The sequence below is a fragment of the Vibrio jasicida CAIM 1864 = LMG 25398 genome (assembly GCF_000400365.1).
GTDB lineage: Bacteria > Pseudomonadota > Gammaproteobacteria > Enterobacterales > Vibrionaceae > Vibrio > Vibrio jasicida.
This window is the reverse complement of the sequence record NZ_BAOG01000210.1, coordinates 1-20,923: the sequence shown is the minus strand read 5'-3', so window position 1 is coordinate 20,923 and position 20,923 is coordinate 1. Positions and strand designations below refer to the sequence as shown.

22 protein-coding genes are annotated in these 20,923 nt (G+C 44.5%); 13 read left to right on the top strand and 9 right to left on the bottom strand.

What is annotated here, in order from left to right:
• Nucleotides 1-27: 27 nt before the first annotated feature.
• Nucleotides 28-942: a LysR family transcriptional regulator gene (locus tag VJL_RS26880; RefSeq protein ID WP_038882410.1), complete on the top strand. Its 915-nt coding sequence runs from the start codon at nucleotides 28-30 to the stop codon at nucleotides 940-942.
• Nucleotides 943-1,005: 63 nt separating this feature from the next.
• On the opposite strand, the gene VJL_RS26875 is transcribed toward VJL_RS26880, so the two are convergent.
• Together VJL_RS26875 and VJL_RS26870 are read right to left on the bottom strand one after the other, a co-directional pair.
• On the bottom strand, nucleotides 1,006-1,878 hold the full coding sequence (locus VJL_RS26875; RefSeq protein ID WP_038882409.1) for a B12-binding domain-containing radical SAM protein: 873 nt from the start codon (nucleotides 1,876-1,878) through the stop codon (nucleotides 1,006-1,008).
• Between the two features lie 311 nt (nucleotides 1,879-2,189).
• Entirely contained in the window at nucleotides 2,190-2,993 is an 804-nt protein-coding gene (locus tag VJL_RS26870; RefSeq protein WP_038882407.1) for an SDR family NAD(P)-dependent oxidoreductase, read from the bottom strand.
• A 231-nt stretch (nucleotides 2,994-3,224) separates the two neighbouring features.
• Here VJL_RS26870 and VJL_RS26865 point away from each other — a divergent pair, with 231 nt between their 5' ends.
• Nucleotides 3,225-3,464, top strand: a complete 240-nt coding sequence (locus tag VJL_RS26865; RefSeq protein WP_038865100.1) for an HP1242/YdcH family protein — start codon at nucleotides 3,225-3,227, stop codon at nucleotides 3,462-3,464.
• Nucleotides 3,465-3,540: 76 nt separating this feature from the next.
• On the opposite strand, the gene VJL_RS26860 is transcribed toward VJL_RS26865, so the two are convergent.
• Nucleotides 3,541-4,194 carry a cupin domain-containing protein gene (locus tag VJL_RS26860; protein WP_038882405.1) on the bottom strand — a complete coding sequence of 218 codons (654 nt, stop codon included), beginning with the start codon at nucleotides 4,192-4,194 and terminating at the stop codon, nucleotides 3,541-3,543.
• A 579-nt stretch (nucleotides 4,195-4,773) separates the two neighbouring features.
• Between VJL_RS26860 and VJL_RS26855 the strand changes: the two genes are divergently transcribed.
• From VJL_RS26855 to VJL_RS26845, 3 genes are read left to right on the top strand one after another with little or no spacing between them, the layout of a single operon-like run.
• On the top strand, nucleotides 4,774-5,916 hold the full coding sequence (locus tag VJL_RS26855) for a hypothetical protein (protein ID WP_038882403.1): 1,143 nt from the start codon (nucleotides 4,774-4,776) through the stop codon (nucleotides 5,914-5,916).
• Nucleotides 5,906-6,832 carry a metal ABC transporter solute-binding protein, Zn/Mn family gene (locus tag VJL_RS26850; protein ID WP_038882401.1) on the top strand — a complete coding sequence of 309 codons (927 nt, stop codon included), beginning with the start codon at nucleotides 5,906-5,908 and terminating at the stop codon, nucleotides 6,830-6,832. The genes VJL_RS26855 and VJL_RS26850 overlap by 11 nt, the downstream gene beginning before the upstream one ends.
• 3 nt (nucleotides 6,833-6,835) lie before the next feature.
• Nucleotides 6,836-7,630 carry a metal ABC transporter permease gene (locus VJL_RS26845; protein WP_038882400.1) on the top strand — a complete coding sequence of 265 codons (795 nt, stop codon included), beginning with the start codon at nucleotides 6,836-6,838 and terminating at the stop codon, nucleotides 7,628-7,630.
• Between the two features lie 157 nt (nucleotides 7,631-7,787).
• On the opposite strand, the gene VJL_RS26840 is transcribed toward VJL_RS26845, so the two are convergent.
• Both VJL_RS26840 and VJL_RS26835 read right to left on the bottom strand, forming a co-directional pair.
• Entirely contained in the window at nucleotides 7,788-9,134 is a 1,347-nt protein-coding gene (locus VJL_RS26840) for a DUF1501 domain-containing protein (RefSeq protein WP_038882399.1), read from the bottom strand.
• A 5-nt stretch (nucleotides 9,135-9,139) separates the two neighbouring features.
• Nucleotides 9,140-10,624, bottom strand: a complete 1,485-nt coding sequence (locus tag VJL_RS26835) for a DUF1800 family protein (protein WP_038882398.1) — start codon at nucleotides 10,622-10,624, stop codon at nucleotides 9,140-9,142.
• A gap of 438 nt (nucleotides 10,625-11,062) precedes the next feature.
• Here VJL_RS26835 and VJL_RS26830 point away from each other — a divergent pair, with 438 nt between their 5' ends.
• Nucleotides 11,063-11,782: a beta-ketoacyl-ACP reductase gene (locus tag VJL_RS26830; RefSeq protein ID WP_038882397.1), complete on the top strand. Its 720-nt coding sequence runs from the start codon at nucleotides 11,063-11,065 to the stop codon at nucleotides 11,780-11,782.
• 367 nt (nucleotides 11,783-12,149) lie between these two features.
• Nucleotides 12,150-12,629 carry a YehS family protein gene (locus VJL_RS26825; RefSeq protein WP_038882396.1) on the top strand — a complete coding sequence of 160 codons (480 nt, stop codon included), beginning with the start codon at nucleotides 12,150-12,152 and terminating at the stop codon, nucleotides 12,627-12,629.
• A gap of 540 nt (nucleotides 12,630-13,169) precedes the next feature.
• Here VJL_RS26825 and VJL_RS26820 read toward each other — a convergent pair.
• Nucleotides 13,170-14,375 carry a DUF3103 domain-containing protein gene (locus VJL_RS26820; protein WP_038882395.1) on the bottom strand — a complete coding sequence of 402 codons (1,206 nt, stop codon included), beginning with the start codon at nucleotides 14,373-14,375 and terminating at the stop codon, nucleotides 13,170-13,172.
• Nucleotides 14,376-14,901: 526 nt separating this feature from the next.
• Nucleotides 14,902-15,300: an HAD-IA family hydrolase gene (locus VJL_RS26815; protein ID WP_081635057.1), complete on the bottom strand. Its 399-nt coding sequence runs from the start codon at nucleotides 15,298-15,300 to the stop codon at nucleotides 14,902-14,904.
• Between the two features lie 486 nt (nucleotides 15,301-15,786).
• On the opposite strand from VJL_RS26815, the gene cspE reads away from it, so the two are divergent.
• From cspE to VJL_RS29775, 3 genes are all read left to right on the top strand, one after another.
• Nucleotides 15,787-15,999: a transcription antiterminator/RNA stability regulator CspE gene (gene cspE, locus VJL_RS26810; protein WP_038865127.1), complete on the top strand. Its 213-nt coding sequence runs from the start codon at nucleotides 15,787-15,789 to the stop codon at nucleotides 15,997-15,999.
• Nucleotides 16,000-16,118: 119 nt separating this feature from the next.
• Nucleotides 16,119-16,319 carry a hypothetical protein gene (locus VJL_RS26805; protein WP_038882393.1) on the top strand — a complete coding sequence of 67 codons (201 nt, stop codon included), beginning with the start codon at nucleotides 16,119-16,121 and terminating at the stop codon, nucleotides 16,317-16,319.
• Between the two features lie 251 nt (nucleotides 16,320-16,570).
• Complete coding sequence (locus tag VJL_RS29775) at nucleotides 16,571-16,735, top strand: hypothetical protein (protein ID WP_164492023.1); 165 nt, start codon at nucleotides 16,571-16,573, stop codon at nucleotides 16,733-16,735.
• A 225-nt stretch (nucleotides 16,736-16,960) separates the two neighbouring features.
• Here VJL_RS29775 and VJL_RS26795 read toward each other — a convergent pair whose 3' ends face one another.
• A complete protein-coding gene (locus VJL_RS26795) occupies nucleotides 16,961-17,170 on the bottom strand; it encodes a hypothetical protein (RefSeq protein WP_038882392.1) in 210 nt (69 codons plus the stop codon).
• Between the two features lie 504 nt (nucleotides 17,171-17,674).
• On the opposite strand from VJL_RS26795, the gene VJL_RS26790 reads away from it, so the two are divergent.
• Entirely contained in the window at nucleotides 17,675-17,932 is a 258-nt protein-coding gene (locus VJL_RS26790) for a hypothetical protein (protein ID WP_038865133.1), read from the top strand.
• A 427-nt stretch (nucleotides 17,933-18,359) separates the two neighbouring features.
• Here the strand turns inward: VJL_RS26790 and VJL_RS26785 are convergent, their stop codons facing one another.
• Nucleotides 18,360-18,893: a dihydrofolate reductase family protein gene (locus VJL_RS26785; protein ID WP_038882391.1), complete on the bottom strand. Its 534-nt coding sequence runs from the start codon at nucleotides 18,891-18,893 to the stop codon at nucleotides 18,360-18,362.
• A 99-nt stretch (nucleotides 18,894-18,992) separates the two neighbouring features.
• On the opposite strand from VJL_RS26785, the gene VJL_RS26780 reads away from it, so the two are divergent.
• Both VJL_RS26780 and yghU read left to right on the top strand, forming a co-directional pair.
• The gene (locus VJL_RS26780; RefSeq protein WP_038865136.1) at nucleotides 18,993-19,559 is read left to right on the top strand and encodes a TetR/AcrR family transcriptional regulator; all 567 of its coding nucleotides are present in this window, start codon (nucleotides 18,993-18,995) and stop codon (nucleotides 19,557-19,559) included.
• Nucleotides 19,560-19,774: 215 nt separating this feature from the next.
• The gene (yghU, locus tag VJL_RS26775) at nucleotides 19,775-20,635 is read left to right on the top strand and encodes a glutathione-dependent disulfide-bond oxidoreductase (protein WP_038882390.1); all 861 of its coding nucleotides are present in this window, start codon (nucleotides 19,775-19,777) and stop codon (nucleotides 20,633-20,635) included.
• The last annotated feature ends 288 nt before the right edge of the window (nucleotides 20,636-20,923 follow it).

Here is a 20,923-nt window from a genome sequence, read left to right as displayed (position 1 = left end):
GACTTTATAGAATAAGTTGAAAATGAAATGAATATAGAACATCTCAAGCTTTTCGTTCGTTTGGCATCAACGCACAACATCAGCATGGCAGGACAAGAGCTTGGATTGTCGCCAGCCGTTGCCAGCGCCCACATCAATAAGTTGGAAGAAGGGCTAGGCGTTCGCCTTGTGCACCGAACCACACGTAAGGTCTCATTAACGGAAGAAGGTCAGGCATTTTTGCCACACGCAGAAGAAGTGCTTGCAACGGTAGAAGCGGCGCGAGGTGCGGTCGGAGTAGGTCATAGCGCACCAACCGGCACGCTTAGAGTTACAGCGCCAGCGTCGTTTGGGCGTTTGCATCTTGTGCCTGCACTCAAAGGCTTTATGGCGGCTTACCCCGAGCTAACGGTGGATTTTCGTTTTTCTGATTCCATCATTGATATGGTTGAAGGTGGGTTCGATGTCGCGATTCGTCTTGCAGAGTTGAAAGACTCAACGCTGGTGGCACGCAAATTAGCACCGGATCGCCGTATCGTTGTTGCTTCACCAGAGTATTTAGAAAAGCACGGTACGCCGAAAACACCGCAAGAACTTGCTGAGCACGAATGCGTGACGCTAATGGGGCTAGACAATTGGGTGTTTGAAACCCCAGATGGTCATTATGCGATGCGCGCTTCGGGCAGCTTTAGAACCGATAACGGCGATGCGATGCGTGATGCTTGTATCGATGGACTTGGTGTGTCAATCAACTCGATTTGGAGTGTCTACAAACAGCTTCAAGCCGGTGAGTTGGTTGAAATCTTGGAAGACTACCCATTGGTGATGAACGCCAGCATTTGGGCTGTTTACCCTAGCTCACGTTTGATCGCACCTAAGGTTCGTGCCTTTATTGATTACTTTGCCGAGCATTACGGGCAGCCACCTTACTGGGAAACCGAACTGGCTACCCATCAGAAATAAACAAAAACGCTTTCCAATCGGAAAGCGTTTTTTATTGTGTTTATCTAGCGGGAAAGAGAACGACTACCAAGAAAAAGTCTGGATGACGTTGTCTTTTGCCATTGGGTTAGATGCAATCGCGTGATTGATGTTTCTCAGAAAATCCTCGCGTGAATCCAACAACCAACCTTTCTGTGGAACGATGTTGTTACCATGGTCGCCCCAGTAGAAGGTATCAATGTTCAAGTTTTCGAGTAGGTATTTCTCTTCCTCAAGCACTTGAAGTTGAGTTGGCATAATGAACTCGCCATTCTTCACTTCTTGTTCCATTACCGTACCTGGCTGAATCGCAAGTGCCATCGGAGCAATTTGCTCAGGATTGATTTGGTTCAAGATGTCTGTTGTCGCAATAATGTGTTCTTTTGAACGTTCGCGTCCACCTAGGCCAAAGATGAAAGACAGCAACACTTCAATGCCAGCTTCTTTTGCCATTGCCATGCCTTCGATCGCTTGCTCTGGTGACATGCGTTTTTTAATGCGCTCAAGAACAACGCGATCGCCAGATTCAAGGCCAGAATAGGCCATATCTAAACCCGCATCTTTCAGTTCTTTCAATTCAGCAATGGTTTTACGGCGGAAATCGTTCAATCCACTATAAAGAGAAATCTTTTTGCATTCAGGAAAGGTTGAACGCAGTTTGTCGAAGATCTTAAGCAAGTAATCCGTACGTGCCGCCATAACGTTACCATCAATCAAAAAGATCGATTCTACATGTGGGTAGATCAGACGCGCTTCTTCAATGTCTTTAAACACGTCTTCAATAGGGCGTACCTTAAAGCGTTTGTCATCAAACATGCTGCAAAACGTGCAGGTGTTGATGCTACAACCCAATGTGGTTTGGATTAAGATGCTGCGGTATTCCGGCCATGGTCGGTAAACTTTGCCCTCATAGTTCATAGTTGGATCTCCAGTTAAAAGCGGGATGATTCGATGTCATCACTCGCGAAAGATAATGGGAACGAACGCGTTTGAGTCTGGCGTTTTTCCCGATGGCTGAAGATTAACAAGAGAAGGCTTTGTTGATAATTGGCCTTTATATCAAATGAGTTTTTAGATTTTATTGAAAATGAACAATAATGGCAGTTTTATAAGCACGAGACCAAAACGTGAGAAAAAGAAACGTTAGAAACCAGTCCACAGAAACCAGTACATATAAATAACAACACCCAGCCGAAGCTAGGTGTTTAATAGGAATCAACCGTGTGGAATTAAGCGAGTTTAGCAATCACTGCTTCAATCGCGTCTACCACTTGTTGTGATTTGGTGTCATTCAACGCATCACGATGAGGAGCGGCAAAAGCTTCAATGTCGTTGTCGAAGTACGAACCATACGCTTGAGCAAATTCATCCGATAGTGCAGCACGAATTAGAATGTCTGCGCCCAAACTGATGTCATTACCCGCGATACCGTAAGCGTCTTTCACCATTTTGCTGCCAAGGAATGACTTTGGATTGACGGAAACCACCATAGGGCCGACGTTTTTCAACTGCAATCCCATAACGCGTGACCACATAGTCAGAGCCAATTTACTTTGAGCATAAGCTTCCCCGTCTGACAGTGGTTTTTCGCCCATCAAGGCTTCGATGCTCACTGGTGCTTGTGCCGCAGAAGATAGGTTTACGACACGACCTGTGTTGCCAAGTAGTGGGAGCAACTCTTTTGTCAGCATGTATGGTGCAATGGTGTTAACGGCAAAGCGCACATCAAGACCTTCTTGAGTTCTTGAGTTAGGTGTCGCGAATACGCCTGCGTTATTGATGATCACATCCAGTTTGCCAAAGCGCTCTGCCACTTCTGCAACCATCTGTTTAACGGCTTTGACTGAAGACAGATCAGCAACGATGCTTTCCACTTTGCCAGCATTCATCTCAATTAAGCCTTGCTCTACGTTTTGTAGTTTAGCCTCGTTGCGGCCATGAACAATCACGTGGTGACCATCTGCCACTAGCATCTTTGCTGTTTCTAAACCAATGCCGTCTGTAGCTCCAGTAATCAGGATGATTTTTTGCATAATTGAGATTCCTCATGAAGTCGTTATGCAACAATCATAAAGTGAACAGAGTGATTAAACTATCGAGGTAAAGAGGGAAACACTTTATACGCAAAATTGAAAATCAATTTGTTATCTTTTTGTGGGCGATACGACGAATTAACCGCCCACGAAATGCTATGGTTATTTTAAGCGTTGCTTAAGATTTGAGCAGCTTGATTAACTAAAATACACTCAGCCCAAGAGGTCTTTATGTTAGGCGAAAATCACTCATTAACTCATGAATTCCCAGAACATTTGGATACCATCAATCAGCTGACAGCAAGTGACGCCTCGTTTGCTGAAAACGCTAAAAGCTACAACTCTCTCGATAAAGAAATCCGCGAACTAGAATTGCGAGGAAACCCACTCGACGACCATGAAATGAACACACTTAAACATAATCGTGCAGAGCTAAAAGACTGGCTTTACACAAAAATTATGAGCGCATAATTAAGACTGTGACTCCATGGATGGCGGCTCGAATTTCGAGCCGTTTTTTATGCCGTTTTTATACTGGTTCTAAACGCTACTCGACAGGTAAGTGCCCTGTCTTTACCCAGATGATCGTCTCTTGATCAACAAAAGGAAAATGCTCGCTCATGTGTGGGTTGCGTAACCACGTATGCTGGGGGTAGTGACCTAATTCATCATTAAACTCACCAGACAGAACAAAGATCTCTTCCCCTCCAAAATGGCGATGAGGTTGAAACTTTTCACCTTTAGGCCATTTGACCAATGCAACATGCTCGTGTTCGAAGTTGTGCAATGGCATTACCTCCAATCCACCAATACCCGGTAACCATTCGGTTTGGTTGGTATTGATGCGTACCGTTTCCAGATCGTTAGGATCAAATTGATTAAGTTTCACTAAGATCACGCAACCATCTTTGCTGAATGGGGCATGTTGGCTTCCCGGAGGGTTTCGTAGGTAAGTTCCCGCTGGGTAATCGCCATGTTCGTCAGAAAACACCCCTTCGAGCACCAGTATCTCTTCTCCATATGGGTGAGGGTGGGTCGAAAACTGTGAATTTGGCTCATAACGCACTACGCTGGTGGTGTGCCCAGATTCTTTGGCTTCTCGTTCTAGTGGCTTTCGCCAAACGCCTAATGCTGGGCTGGCAATCCAATCTTGTTGTGCGGTGTTAATCACCAACCGTTGTGAAAAATCCATGTTTAACATTGCTTGTTACCGGTGTCAGTCATGTTTGGAATAAATATATACCCAAGTGACTTCAAGGTGCAGGATTCAGAGCGTTGTCACTGATTCAAGTTCAAGGAAAACAACGCAGCGTAATAGCAAGCTCTTTCCAAGTTGTTTGACGATGAAATTGCGTCAGTGACACGCTCCCAAAGGGCGAGTTGCCTTGGCTTGTATGCTTCGTTAACAATTTTTTATTTAGAGCCACTAGATCTTCAAATTGTTGCCTCGCGTTCAAACCAAGTCATTCTCGCTGAACCTAGCACTTTGAGGTTACTTGGGTATACACAGTTTCAAACTACACGTGTCTTGTCTGTTTGGCGGCTCTGATTTTTATCGTTTTAGCTCGCTGAACAAACATGAGGTAAGGCGGAGAGATGTGATGAGCAAACTGGATGTGTGATGGTCAATAATCATTAACCTTATGATTATTATTGATAATGTTCACACAAAATGATTTTACAAATTGTTACATGCTTCGCTTTTTTTAATCCTTGTTATGTTATAACATCCGCGAAATATTTGATGGTGTTATAACATAACAAAATAAGGAAAAACGTTGTGAATAAAAAATTGGTCTCTTTAGCGGTTGGTAGTTTGTTTGTTTCCCCAGTTTTCGCCGATACGCTTTCGAACCCTCAGATTGGCGTGGTACTAGACGGTTACTATCAAGATGGCCAGCGTCATAACTCAGAGCGTGAAGAAGGTTTTGGCCTGGGTCATACTGAGCTGAACATGTCTGCAAACATTGATGATAAATTCCACGGTGCACTAACGGCGGTTCTAGAAAGCCACGGTGATGAAACCGAGCTGATGCTTGAAGAGGCGTTTATTGAGACACTAGCACTACCATACGGCTTAAATGTACGTGCAGGTCGCTTCCTATCTGACTTTGGTTACCTGAACAACCAACACATGCACACAGACAGCTTTGTTGAGCGTCCAATTGCTTACCGTACTTTCCTTGGCTCGCATTACTACGATGACGGTGTGCGTGCAAACATTGTTCTTCCAACTGACCTATATGTGAAGTTAGGTGTAGAAGCATTAAGCGGCAGCAAGATGTCTTCTGTTGAAGATGGCTCTGAAGTTGGCGTTTACACCACAACACTTAAGCTTGGCAGCGATTTCTCAGAGTCTTCAAGCTGGCAGTTTGGCCTGAGCTACCTACGTAACGAAAACGGTAAGGTAACAGAGTTCGAAGATCATGATCACGGCCATGCAGGCGAGCACGATCATGACCACAGCCACGCAGCTGCGGTAACGGGTGAAAACTTATACGGTGCAGACTTTGTATGGAAGTGGGCGCCAGATGGTAACTACAAGTACAGCAACTTCACGCTATCTGCGGAATACATGTTGCTAGACGGTGTGGTAGACAGCAAATACAAGAACGATGCTGAATCGCCAGACAATCTAAGCGCATACTACGTATCGGGTGTTTACCGCTTTAACCCAAGCTGGTCAGCGGGACTTCGTTACGGTGAAGCTGAAAGCTACGATGGCCATGCGCACGGCGACCACATGCACTTCACAGCACTGAATGATAAAGAAATGGATGCGATGATCGCATGGGATTCTTCTCACTTCGGAACTATCCGTGCGCAATACACTCGCATTGATAACCAAGACAGCGAGACAGACAACGTATTCACTCTGCAATACGTGATGACATTTGGAGCGCACGGTGCACATGCGTTCTAAGCTGACATTAAATAAATGCAGTTTAGCGATGATGGCGGTGGGGGCTGCCATCATCTCTTCACCTGCTTTGGCTCTTAACATCTTTGTTTGTGAGCCAGAATGGAAAGCTCTTCTCGAAAGTCACGCCCCAGACGCGACCATCTATTCTGCGACCACCGCCAAGCAAGATCCTCATTACGTACAAGCTCGCCCTTCTTTGATTGCAAAGATGCGCCAAGCCGACATGGCCATGTGTTCTGGCGCGGAGTTAGAAGTAGGGTGGTTACCTATGCTGCAAGTTCGCAGTAGCAATGGTGCGGTACAAAACGGTTCACAAAGCATGATCTACGCGACTGATTTCGTGCGCATGTTAGACACTCATGATCATGTCGACCGCAGCATGGGGGACATTCATGCGCACGGAAACCCCCATGTGCAGTTTGCGGCTAATGACATTATTCCCTTGTCACATGCGGTGACGAAACGGTTACAAGTGCTTGACCCAGACAACGCGCAAACCTATCAATTTAACGGCATGAAGTTCCGTGCCCTTTGGCGTAAAAAGCTCAATGAGTGGAATGAGAAAGCTGCACCATTGAAAGGCAAGCAAGTTGTGGGGTATCACGCAACCTATCGCTACTTGTACGATTGGTTAGGCATGGAGCAAATTGCTGACTTAGAGCCTAAACCGGGCATCTCACCAACCACATCACATCTGCAGTCTTTGACTAAGTTGGACTCGGATTCTTTTGAAGCGATTGTCTACTCGTCGCATCAAGACCAGCGTCCAGCAAACTGGCTACAGAAACAAACTAATAAGCCGCTGATTCAGCTGCCTTTAACGGTTTCTGATGGCGAAAGCTTGGATGAAATGTATGACCAAGTTATCGATGATTTGTTGGATGTGCTCGTGCAACCTGTTCCGGTGAAGATCTAAATCATGGCAGATTATGCATGGCTATTACCCGCGGTGCTGTGTGGCTTGATCGCTCTGGTTGGTAACGTGGTACTCGGACAGCAAGTGCTAAAGCGTCAGATTATCTTCATCGATTTGGCGGTGGCACAAGTTGCCGCCTTGGGGGCAGCGCTGAGTCACTATTGGTTGAACCAATACGATCTCTTCTCTGGTTCTTTCTTTGGTGAGATGGTTGGCCCTTGGGTGATGTCATTATTACTTTGCGGTTTGATCGCCTTAATGGAAAAACAATATCAGCAACATCTAGAACCGATGATTGGCAGCTTGTTTGTGGTATCCGCCTCTCTAGCGATATTACTGGTGAGTAAAGATCCGCACGGTGCCGATTTTATCCAAGGGATTCTCAACGGGCAGTTGTTGTGGTCGACATGGGATGATGTTTGGCCTTTGGCATTAATCACCGCAGCGATGTTGTTATTGGTGTGGCTCAAGCCAGAATTCATGCAGGGCAGTGGCTTCTATCTCATCTTCGCGATATTAATGCCGATTACGGTCAAGTTAACGGGCATCTATTTAGAATTTGCCTTGTTGGTGATTCCGGCTTTGTGTGCGGCAGCACTGAAAGGTACAAGATTCTTCGTTGCGAGCATCAGCATTGGCATCGTGGGGATATTGTCGGGCATCGCGGCGTCAGCGTATTATGACTTACCAAGTGGGGCGAGTATCGTGATCACCTTGTTCATTGCAGGCATGTTGTTCAATCTTTTGCTTCAGCCTTGGCTGCAAAAAGCGCAATCCGTTCATGAAGAAACAGCATGAAAACAGGCTGAGGAACCTGCTTGAACGTTGACCTAGTACTTTGGCTTAATGATAAAAAGGCTCCGCGTGAACGGAGCCTTTTGTTTAGCACTGCTTTTTCTTATTAGTAACCTTGCTAGTTATTAACTGATTACTTAGTTACTTATCTCCTAATATATTAGCAAGATTTGAACAGAGGGAGAGTCTGAGGTTGGATTGAATCTGTCAAAGTGTTATCCAGCGCAGGGAATAATTGATTAATTCCCGTTTCAGACAGTCCTAACCACGCCATTAAGCTCGCATGAAGCTGATCGGAAGAGATGGTTGGAATCACACGCCCACGCGAGAGTAAGTAAGGGCTTGTCTCAGATAAGTCTGGATATTCACCCACGATCGCTTTTCCTGCTACACCGCCGCCCATCACCAATGCGTGGCTTGCCCAGCCGTGGTCCGTACCATCCGTACCGTTTGGAATCAAAGTTCGGCCAAATTCCGAATGGGTGAAGGTTGTTACCTGACCAAACAAGCCATTGTTTTCCAAAGCTAATTGGAACGCGGCCATCGCTTCTGCCAAGTCTTGTAGCAAACCCGTTTGGCGGCTAATTTGAGCAGAGTGCGTATCGAACCCGCCTAATTTACAACTAAAGTACTGTGCAGGATGTTGGAACTGATCTTTATGCAGCAGCAGTTTAAATACCGCTTTTAGTTGATTACCGATGCGTGTTTCTGGGAACACCTCAGTAATCTCGGCATTCAAAATGGCGCTGAACTCCTGATACATTCTGGTTGAATCCACTGCAACACCAGCATAATGAGACTGAAAAACATTACCGTAACTGCCCGTGTTTTGCAGTTGATCAAACAGATCTCGCGAACGTTGGTCATTAAAAATATCGCTCGGTGGTTGAGAGCCGACCGAGTTAGATTGCGCCTCGATACAGTTGGTCCACACTTGCGTGCCGCCAATATCAAACATTGGCGACAGCTCATTTAGACTGCGCAGCATAGTGCCGAGCTCGGTGGAAGTCTTAGCACCAAAGCCCTCTTTCGACAGAGACTTGGTCGCATGAGACTGAACCATAGTGGATTGATGAGAGTGGCTGAACAAATGAGCAGGGCGAGTACTCTCACCATAAATCACATTGTTTACGCGCTGTGTCAGTGGGCCTAGATTCACAACAGGTACAAGGCTAGCATTATCCCAATAAGTCTTGAGCGCAGCCATGGCAGGGTTTAATGCTAGCTTGGCGTTATCATTGACCGCGTCTAAATGAATACAGCTCGTCTCATCCAAAGCCAAGTTGCCACGCAGTGCTCGATATTGGCTGTTCGCTGGTGCGGCAGTAGGGATCAGCATATTGTAGCCATCGTTACCGCCAGCAAGGTCGATACCCACTGCGGCGCGATAACCGTTTTTGCACTGATTGAAAGAGTCTGCAAAGGCAGGAAAAGCAGCAAGGTTAAGTGCAGAAACCCCAACACCAGCGGAACCTGCTTGTAAAAAACGACGTCGTGTTAAGTTCATGATGATTACCCCTGTGTGATGAATTCTGGTGAAAGCAATGCGTTCATAACGAGATTCTTAATCTCTTTGCGCCATTTAGATTGGCGACTTGGGCACTGGGCGAGGTAATCGAGATAGCATTGACGAGCTTGCTCACTCATTTGATAAGCAAACAAATGCTCGTTTAGGTAATCCACTACGCCTTCGTCATCAAAAGCAAGGTATCGGGTGAACAGCACTTCATCCATGTACCAATCTTTGGCCTCTTCCTCGAAACGAGCGACAAGCTCACGGAACTGAATCCCATATTGGTAGATATCATGCCATTGGTACACATTGAATTCTGGTGCCACCAGACCATTAAAATCAGGGTGGTTTGGCGCATCATCAGGTTGGTAATAATAAAACACAGAAGGTGCCGACAGTGGCAACGTTCGGTTATACCAATTGAACTGTTTTGGCCACATCAATACGCCGTCACGTCGCTTCACTTGTAGCGCGCGCATCGCATGGGTAAACACAGAAAGCGGGTCACGCAATTTACCCACCGTGCTGCCAGAGCGAAGCGCGTCTTTATCCGTCAGAATCGCGATTATTAAGGTTTGCATGTCGCCATCAGAACGTTTGAACGCACGGCGCACACGGCGAATATAACCCGCTCTTGGGTTGCTGGTCACAAGTTTGTTGATGAAGAAGTTAGTCACAAATGTATAGAGCGTGTTTTGGCTCATCAAGAGCTCAATCACCGCTTCTAGTTCTTCTTCTGCGGACAGGCCTGCGGCAAACTTCTTACCTAATATGCGCTTTTCACCCATATCATGCTCGCCGCGCGGCAACATTGGCTGGCTGTACTTATCGTCACCGCGAATATCGATGAACTTCCAACCGGTAAAGACACGCGCCAGTTCTTCGATGTCCTCTTGCGTATAAGATGGCACTTCGTTACCTTCGGCATCCAAACGCACTTCACCGTTGTTACGCAGTTTAACTGGGCCAAGCGTGAACAGTTGCAACAGTTCACGTGCGTAGTTTTCATCTGGGGCAGTGAGCTCGTTAGAAACGTTATTCACAAAAGTCAGGTACTCACCCATGATTGGCGATTTCGACACAAAGCGAATCACATCGCGGAAGTTTCCGAAGGCATTATCGAGCAATCCGTCGAAGTAATTACACATGTAGCGACGCTTAGAAGCCGCTTTAAATGCCGGATCTTTCACACTAACTACGAACAGTTGAGACAGGGTATAAGCAATACGCTGACGCAAGATATCATCGCCTTCGACTGTCATGCGTGTCCAGCTGCTGGCGTAATACAAGCCTTGCCCTAAGTCCGGTACGTTGAGCTCATCTTGCTCAAAATGCTTCAGCCAAGAAGACGGTGTAATAAGTGTTTGTTGAGCGACCCAGTTTTCAATGCTTCCCGATTGAGCAAGATCATTAATGTCACGTTGGGATGGCCCGAACGTGCACTGTTGCAGCGTTCTTGCTGCATCTATGTAAGCCTGATTCATTTTATCTCCCGTAGGTTTTATTATCTTTCTCAGGTAAGGCGTCCTTTGCTACGTCCATATTTAAAAGCACGCCGTATCTTTAAATCGTAATCGAGAATTTTGATAACAAGAATGTAATACCCACAGGTTTATTGTGACTTTGCTGCATAATCTAAGAATTAGTTTCATGAGCTCTAAATGAAAGGCGAGTTATTCAACAAACAGCGCACTTGTTACACCGCCATATCGACAGAACGGTGACGGAAACCCGTTATTTTGCAAACCATCATCAAGTTGTCTTGATTAGTTCACATCCGGCTCCCAGACTGTTCCTATAGTTTGAAGTAAATATGAAAGACCCTGCGTATGAGAAGCGCAGCTGTAACGCGGCTAGGCATAAAAACAAAAAACGCTAGGGAAAAAGCGAATTTGTAATCTCAACATTTAAGGAAGACCAAGATGAAAGCGGAAAAAGTAGCAGTTGTTACTGGTGCGGCTCGTGGTATTGGCCAAGCGATTTGTGAGCAATTACTGGAGGATGGATTCCACGTCGTCGGGCTAGACATATCGCCTGTGGAATGGAGCCGGTCAGCGCAGCTAAGCAATTATCAAGTCAACTTGTGCGATGCAGCAGCCGTCAGCGAAGTGGTAGACAGTATCGTAAAGCAGTATGGAAGAATCGATGCGCTGGTTAACAACGCCGGTATCACGCGTGATGCCTTGTTGCCAGACATGCTAGAGCAAGATTGGGACAGCGTTATCGACGTAAACCTAAAAGCGGTGTTCTTACTCACCCAGCGCGTTGCCCCTGTCATGCTAGAGCAGGGCACAGGCAGTATTGTCAGCATCTCTTCTATTGTGGGTACGGATGGCAACATCGGCCAGAGTAATTACGGCGCAAGTAAAGGCGGTGTCATCTCGATGAGTAAAGGCTGGGCGAAAGAGCTATCAAGAAAGGGCGCGCAAATCCGCGTCAATTGTGTTGCACCAGGCTTTATCGCCACCGATATGACCAAGAACCTGCCAGAAAAAGTGATTCAAATGATGGAGGGCAAAACCCCATTAGGTCGAATGGGCTCAGTTCAAGACATCGCCAATGGCGTCTCCTTCTTAACCTCCGACAAGAGCGCCTACATCACAGGCCAAGTACTCAAGATTGACGGCGGGTTAGTGCTTTAACCTTCACCACTCAGCCTCAAATAACAAACGCCCTTTACTTATGTGAAGGGCGTTTTTGTTGGGGGGAGTCAATTGAGTTACTGGCTAACAGTTGCCCCATTCCTTGTTAGTAACGTTCAACCTCACAAATCACAGTGAGATGGTTTGAACTACTCCTTCTAATCAGCATAGTGTCTATGAAAGTGGGGTCTTACCAACTTCGCCAACTAATTCGAATAGGCCGTCTTATCTCCATTTTTTAACCTACCGAAGAAACGTGTTCTCTGTTAGAGTCACCGTCAACTACGCTATTGAATAAAGACACCCACAGATCGCATGTAATTGATGGATTTTTATTCACCCTTAGAACTCATTTTAGGAATCCCTAGTGACTAACAACGAAATTTTACGTCGTATCCAACACGCGTTAAACCTTAAAAACGCACAGATAATGAAAGCTTTCGGGCAGGCCGAAGTTACTGTGGCTCACGATAAAGTGGCAAACTGGTTAAAAGATGAAAGCGACAAATCTAGCGTTAAGATGAAGGATCAAGAGTTAGCGGTATTCTTAAATGGCTTTATTAACCTCAAGCGAGGCAAAAAAGACGGCGAGCAACTTAAGCCAGAAGTAGCGTTGACCAACAACATGATTCTCATGAAGCTGCGCATTGCGCTAGACATGAAAGCAGAAGATGTGTTGGACGTATTAGAAGTGGTTGGTATTAGTTTAAGTAAATACGAAATTGGTGCGTATTTCCGCAAGCCAAACAACAAAAACTACAAACAGTGTGAAGACCAACTGCTGTGCGACTTCTTAAATGGTGTGCAGTTTACCAATCGTCCCGATTCTGAAGAGTTTACTGGGTAATTTTTATCTCGAATCGAACGTGGTAATTGATTAAAAAAGCGAGAACTATTTCATTTGGTTACTCGCTTTTATCATGTTAAAGACCGATATTAGAGCTTCACAATCACGTCTACTCCTTGTCTTTCTTCAGTAGATACCTATCAAACCACGTTGAAATCTGGTCGGCTTTTAGAATCAAGACACACACCGCCCCCTATGACCCCACCAAGCTAAAACCTTAAGCCAGTGAGGGGCCTCTATTCTGGTCAAGCTATTCTAGACATCTTGTGGTGATTCACTAAAACTGGCCACGTATATAGAGTTTTTCCATACTTTTGGTTATGCGAGCAGGGTCACGACTGACGCCATTAGTAACACGGAATTGTCCAAAACCTTCACAGACTGAATTTATACCTGTTGTGATCACCAAACACGTAAATCGATGATAAAAAGCCCTTCCTATTTCTAGAAAGGGCCTGTTTCTTTCGTTCTACCTATCTAGGTCGGCCGCAGTTCAATACAGAACAGCGAGTCCTACTGGCCAAAGTAATGAACCTAAAGTTACTCAGTAGGCAATATGGTGACTGGGGTGAAAGATGCCACCGCGTTGCCACCTGCACCAGGGCGGTCAACATAAGGGGTTTTCTGCAGTAGCGTGTAATACACGTCTACAAAGTCATCATCGTTTACCAAGATATTGTTTGGAATCAACTCAATGATTTTGCTGGTGATCTGCGGGATGATCACATAACCCTGTACCTCTGGATCAGGGATCATCTTCAGTACTTCTTCTGCGGCTTTGACCAGCAGTTTTGCAAGCTCTTTATAGTTGGTGCCGTCATCGTGCTCCATTAGAATAATGTCTGCTGCGCCCCAGCGGTAACGAGGCCAAAAAATGATGGTTTGATTTGGGTAATAGGTTTGCTTGTCGTAATCTAGATAAGGCATTTCAACCAGATCAATCTGCGGTTCTAAACGGCTGGCATCAACGCCCGTTACGATCGCGTAGATTTCGGCTTTACCTGAGATCCAAGGTTCTCTATCCACCGCTAAACGAATCTTCGTAAGCTGAGTCGTGTTCAGTTCTTCCGGTTCTGATTCGGATATAGAGTGACGAGCCTTGCCGATTAGAGGCTGTTTTTGAGTGTTGTCGGCACTGTTTTTACCGTCGGCATTAATTTGGGTAGTCATGCCAAGTTGGTTCAGCTCTGCTTGCATCGCCATCAGGCCCGCTTTGAGCTCTTTTGCACCATCACTGTCAATCACGAAGACAGGGACGTCCGGCATTTGGTAGACGTCTAACTCATGAACTTGCCCGTACACGTCATACGCTTCAATGTATTGCCAATCGGCATCGTCACCGGATGGTTCGAATGCGAACAGCGGGCTTTTGCCATCCTTCCAAGCGTCAATCATGGTTTCATCAGCCATGCGGATTTCAAGAACGGAATCACTGAAGTTATTGATACCTTTCATCTTGCGATAGCTAAGATCGGCTTTTTGCATCTCGCTTGAGAAGGTCGAGTAGGGCTGAGCTGAATTCAGCTTGTCTATCGGCATCGATAAACTTTTTTCGGTGATCTGAGCTTTCAAAGAAGACTCAAGATCGGCGTATCTGGCACTGATCTGCAAAGCTAACGATTGTTTTTGCTCAGCAACGTGGGTTGAAGTTAAAGACGAGGTAGTTGTGTTGATGCTGTCTGCATAGGAATGGAAGCCAACCACCGTGGTAGCAAGCGCCATACTGATCGAGAATGATGGTCTCATAAAAAGTCCTTATTTTAATTTTTATCACTAATAGAGTATTTACCCCACAAGGATCAACCTATCAATTTCATGAATGTGTGGAAAATTTCGCTTGGATTTTTTGTTTCAGTGTGCAGAACGAGATCTCAATTTGATTAAATTTTATAAAATTTATTGAGTGCTAGCTTGATATTTCATAGTTTATAAATTGGTAAATAAGGAATTTGTGGCGTTATTAACTGCTGAATCTGTCTGTGTATCAGCTATCGGAATCGTTTTATGAAGCCGCTAGACAATAAGAACCATTGTGGTTTTTGATCACCGTTCGGTGCTCAAAGCCTTGCACGATAAGGTCCGCATCTTTCAATTCATCTTCTCTATGGCTAGTGAGTAGCGCGACCGTAAAGCATCCAGCTCTTTTCGTTGATAATACGCCTGAGGGGGAATGTTTGAACGCTAATTCAAGATGGGAGAACGGGCAGGGGATGGTACACACAGCTTAAAAGCCAACAGTCATAGCTGTTGGCTTTTTTGAAGGGCTAGTGAATCAATTGATATAAGTTGGATACTCGCCGTTTTTCATTCTCGCCTCTATTTGATTTATCACTTGTGGCAATTCTGCAATGGTCTCAATAACGTAGTGCGCACCAGCGGCGTAAAGCACTTTTTCTGCGGCTTGTTTTCGTTGTTCGATTTCTGTTGCTGTCATTGCTTGGAACTCTTCTGGCGTCGCTCCGAACTCGTTACCTGATACAGATAGACCAACCGTCCACATGCCTGCGTTTAGTCCTTCGTGAATACCAGCGACGGCATCATCAATCTTCACGCAATTGCTGACGCGTGTTACGCCCAAATCAATAACGTTCTTTAGGGCCATCCATGGGCCTGGGCGAGAGCCTGCTGCAATTTCATCGCTCGCAACCACACAATCTGGCGCAGATATCATCGTGGAGCTGGGAAGCTAGTGCTCCCAACAAGGACTCCGAATACATTAGCGCAAACCAACTCCGTTATGACTTAATTGTAGTTGCAATAACGGGGCGGACCATACATTTTTGTGGGACAACAATATTGGGTTGTGGGTATGCGATTTCTTCATCAGAAGCGAGAAACATTCACTTTCCTGATATCGAATATTAGCGTTGTTACGATTGTGCGAATGATTCTCGCACATTTAGAGCAAGAGATTAAATTTTACCTTTCAAGTTGTTGAATTTATAGGGAATAAAATTTAATGAAGAAATGCATATCTATTATTTTTACTTGGTGTATAGTGTCGGCAGCTCAAACGGTGAGTTATTGATAATATATTTAGTTCAAGATCTTCTCAGTTTTTTCGATTAAGTTCGTCATATCTATCCTGCGATACCTTATTCTTTATTCCTTATTTAGTAGCTTTCTTTTTAACTTAATCAATGTATCGAGATATATTATGTCAAATAAAACAACTGGCTCAGTAAAATGGTTTAACGAATCTAAAGGTTTTGGATTTATCACTCCTGATAACGGCGGTTCTGACCTGTTTGTTCACTTCAAATCAATTGTTAGTGAAGGCTTCAAAACATTATCTGAAGGCCAAAAGGTTTCTTTTGTTGTTGAGCAAGGTAACAAAGGCCCTCAAGCGGGTAACGTTACGTTAGTGTAAGACATTTCTAAAAAGTCTCTTCTGTCGAGGAGACTTTTTTACTTTACGTTTAATAAAGATCCCGAAGGTTCGAAATACGAATAAAAATAAATATTGGGATCGATAAGGTAAGAAGTAACATGAGAAAACCAGTAAGAAAATCAAGCAAGAAAACACAGAAAAACAACTTCGAAGAACGGTTCGCTGCGATGGTAAAAGAATACCAAGAAGCGAAAGAAATTCTCGAGTCTATGACTGAAGGTTCATCAGAATATTTAGCACAGAAAAAAGCATGCGATAAACTTTTTGCAAACGCTGAACGATACATCAATAAAAAATAATGAATTGAAATGGCTTTATTCTAACCTGAATAAAATTAACTAAAATTATTTTGCTTAGAATCACTACATTTTTAAAAGCCTGAGCCTCAGTTTTCTGCAATCGTTGGTTCAATCTGTGTTGATCTCATTTAGAAAAATCATTGAATTACTGTTGCCCACTTATGTTCTGACTTGTGTAGTATCATTGTTGTTTTCATAGCCAATATGAACGCGGTGCGAAATTCAGTAACCCACCAAAAATAGGATGATATATGAGCAAGCTACCTAAACCGACACAAAAGCAGAAGCAATTTAGTATTAATCCGAAAGGGAAAGGGGTTAAGCGGATACCGGAAGAGTTGAAAACAATGGGTGTTCGCAAACGCATAGAAGAGATTGAGGAACAAAAAGAATGGGATAAGGAGTGGGGATTATGAGCTCAAGAAACCTCTCTGAACTTATCAATACGACACTCCTCTTACACTCCGAAAAGCTGAGTAACTTGGACCGAGACATGCTTACAGGTTTACGAGATCAACTTAATCGTGAGCAAGCGTTGTCAGACAAACAAGTTAAACTGTGTCAAAGGCTACTACGAAAAACGAATCAAACCTGTGTATTTATTCATGACGTTCCAAACGAATCATGATTGCTAGCCAACGTCAGTCCTCACTGCTATCTACCCAGCCATCATCAAGCGTCATTCGACTTAGCATCTGATCCATTAAATCTTTAATCTCAATTCGCATTGCGCCCTCTGGCGCATGATGCTCAGCTGAGCGCTTGGCGTTCGTTAGACTTTTCATGAAGATAGCTTCGCTATCCATCACGGCGTGTTTCGCGTTGAAGTAAGTGACCTGATAGGTCGGCATGGTACTATTCCTTTTGTGGGGACGTGGTGATGTGACGCTTTCAATATAGCATTGTTTCACGCTTAAACGTTCGAACTGACTTGGTTTCTTGCCAAAAGTTGACTAGGCAAACAACTGATTATCAAGGAGTATGGACGGAAAAGACCCATCACACAATGGTTATTACCTCGCCCCACAAGCCTGCGCACGACGAGTATGTTTCATCGCTTCCCACTGTTTAAGCAACTTAACGTTCCATTTGCCATAATATTACGTGTGTCCCAGACATGTCGTGGTTGTTATCCCCAAAGCTTGTCTGTTGAAAAGCATCGTCTTTCTATGAGCTATCTTGTGCTTGTGGCGTTTCTAAGCTCAGAGGTGATCCATTCGGTGTTTTACACATCTTATTCGTACACAACTATCTTATTCAGCTCTGACTCCAATTCAGTCATCGGTAATACTAACTTTTCTTGCTAAAAAGGTAGAAAAGTTTATAGTATTATTAAGTTGAAATTGAGTATCATCATGCAATTACAGAAAAAAAAATCCAAAGTATCGCTAAACATTAAAATTTCATCAGACTTAGATTATCGTCTTAAACGAGCTAGAAAAGCAGCACGTGAACAGGGGTTGATGTTCAACGTATCTCAAGAAGTTGAAAAGTTTCTTGAGAAGGAAATAAAGAAAGTTGAGCGCCATCTATCAATAGATGAAGAGATTAAGGATAACTTAGAGGAGCTTGGTGGCCTAAATATGGATAAGCTAATGAAATCAATGGATTAATGAAAAGCACTTAAACTAGTACTAATTAGAATAGATAAGCTTGGAGATGATTATGGGAACGATAATTGGGTTACTGATTTTGGCTGTGATCGATGTGCAGCTAAAGCGTAATAGCGGGTTGCATTTGCATCAATGGATCGCAAAAAAATACAGTGATTATCAAAAAAACAAAAAAACACCTTTATGACTTACCAATGCCACTGAATTGATTTGAGCCGTGTTTCTATTAGGAAAATGCTCAAAAATAAAATCCAGACTGGTAGGTTTACAGAGGACATTTTTGTGGTCGAGTACTTACTATACTTGCTCTAATTTGTAGCAGTTCTAACTCAAAAATGTCCTAAAATGAGTTCCGTCGAACATCGCTATTGAAGACAAAAATCGCCCTTAACGTTATCGTCAAGAGCTTGATTCACTCACCCCCAAACTACCTTTGACGCACGTAAGTCGTTTTCACTAACGTATCTAAAATAACCTCGCTTTTCGTCACTTTGAAGTTGAGTGGTCGTTCCAAATCACCAAACAAAGGTGCGCCGCCGCCAAGTAGGATAGGGAAGCGCGTGATCACCATTTCATCAATAAGATCTTCTTTTAGGAAGTTCTGAATCGTCACACCGCCGTCGATGTAAAGCTCGTTAAAACCTTTTGCATTTAGGTCAGCAAGCACATCTTTTAGCTCACCTTTTACTAAAAAGACTTTGTCTTCGTAGCCTTGTGGAACTTCCGCCATGGTGTTGCTGAGTACGAACACCGGTTTGCTGTATGGCCAATCGCAATCAAAGCTCAGCACTGCATCCAAGGTATTGCGTCCCATCACCAAGCCATCAATGCGTTCCATCAGTGAGAAGAAGCCAGTATCAATATTGTCTGGGTTTGGTACTGAATGTAGCCAGTCGAGTTTGCCCTGTTTATCTGCGATGTAACCGTCCAGACTGGTTGCAATAAATACGATATTTGCCATGAGTACCTCATTAAAATGTTGGTGCTTGAGCCAAGTTAAAGGTTAGGTTAAAATTAATTCTACAATGTAGAATAATGCTGAGTTTATCGGGAAGATCAAATGTCTGTCAACGAAAAGAAACGCGGAAGACCGGCCGCCAAGCAGTCGCAGCTAAGCGCAGAAGGCATCTTAGAATCGGCCAAGCTATTGATGAAAAAGGATGGAAAGGTACCAAGCATTCGCTCGTTAGCGACGCAATTAAATGTCGATCCTATGGCGATCTATCACTACTTCAAAAATAAGAATGCCTTGCTTGAAGCGTTAACCACATCGCTGGTGGAGGAAATTTATCAACCTCAAATGAATGAAGATTGGCAAGGTGAACTCAAAAGTTTGTCTGTTAGCTACATTGCACTGCTACGTGAGTACAACGGGTTGTTGCAAACCATGTTGAGCATGACATCCCATGGCCCAGCTCAAGTGTTTACCGAGCGTTATCGAATCATTGTTGAGCCTTTGGGTTTATCCCCGCAAGTGGAGAAAGACAGTTTGGACTTGCTGGCGGATTACCTACATGGGTTCGCGTTCTCAATCAGTTGTTGTCACGATGCAAGCTTGATTAAGACTGAGATGATGGATGGACCGCTGAAGCTGATTTGTTCCTCGTTGTTGGTATCTCGAACCTAGCTCACATTAACGTGTACTTTTTACTTATAGCGTGAAAGAAATTCCCATAACCAAAGGTTCTAACTAAAAGAGATTGAAGGACTTTTATTTGGCGAATTCGACCTAATATCTTGAATAGGCTTTATCGTATTTGGCGATGGGGACATTTGATTATGCTTGCTGGCGTAATTAGGACGTCAGTTTGAAGATGCATTCAAACACAATAAGGGATAACAATGACTAACGAATATACTCCACCAAAAGTTTGGACAAACGACAACGAAAACGGCGGCCAATGGGCAAGTATTAACCGTCCAGATTCTGGTGCAAGACATGAGCAGGCGCTTCCTGTTGGCGAGCACCCATTCCAGCTTTACTCAATGGGTACGCCAAATGGTCAGAAAGTCACGATCATGTTTGAAGAACTGTTAGCAGCTGGTGTAACGGAAGCAGAATACGACGCGTATTTGATCAAGATTGGTGATGGTGATCAGTTTGGCTCTGGCTTTGTGTCGGTGAACCCAAACTCGAAGATCCCTGCACTAGCGGATCATTCCGGTGATGAGCCAGTGAACGTATTCGAATCTGGTAACATCTTGTTCTATCTCGCGGAGAAGTTTGGTCACTTCCTACCACAAGAAGGTGCAAAGCGCGCTGAAGTCATGAACTGGTTGTTCTGGCTACAAGGTTCTGCGCCATACCTAGGCGGTGGTTTTGGTCACTTTTACGCATACGCACCAAAGAAGTTCGAGTACCCAATTAACCGTTTCACGATGGAAACAAAACGTCAGCTAGACGTACTGGATAAGCGTCTTGCGAACAATGAATTCCTTGGTGGCGATGAGTACAGCATCGCTGATATCGCAACTTGGCCTTGGTACGGCAACCTAGTCTTGGGTCGTGCTTACGATGCGGCTGAATTCCTAGACGTAGCAAGCTACAAAAACGTTGTGCGTTGGGCGAAAGCGATTGATGAGCGTGAAGCGGTAAAACGTGGTCGCATTGTTAACCGCGCATGGGGTGAAGAGTGGGAGCAAGTAGCAGAGCGTCACAGCGCATCAGACATTGATGCGGCTCTGGCGAAAAAGCCTGAATAATTGCCCTTTCTGAATGAGTAAAAAGGAATGCTTCGGCATTCCTTTTTTGTTTCGTCGAGAGGCGTACGCAAAGTAATAAGTGATCGCCTTGAAATAAAGCTGCGTAACAAAGGATGTCATAGGACTAAGTCCGTTCCAGTGGTGAGTTAGAATCCCTTGACCAATAACTCATTGCTTTATTCGCCCCAACACCTTTGCGTTTGGGGCTAATTATATGGTCCGCCTCACTCTCAAGCCCTACGCTTAGAGTAGGCTCTCAGAACGAGGTGAACCATATGTCTACCATTC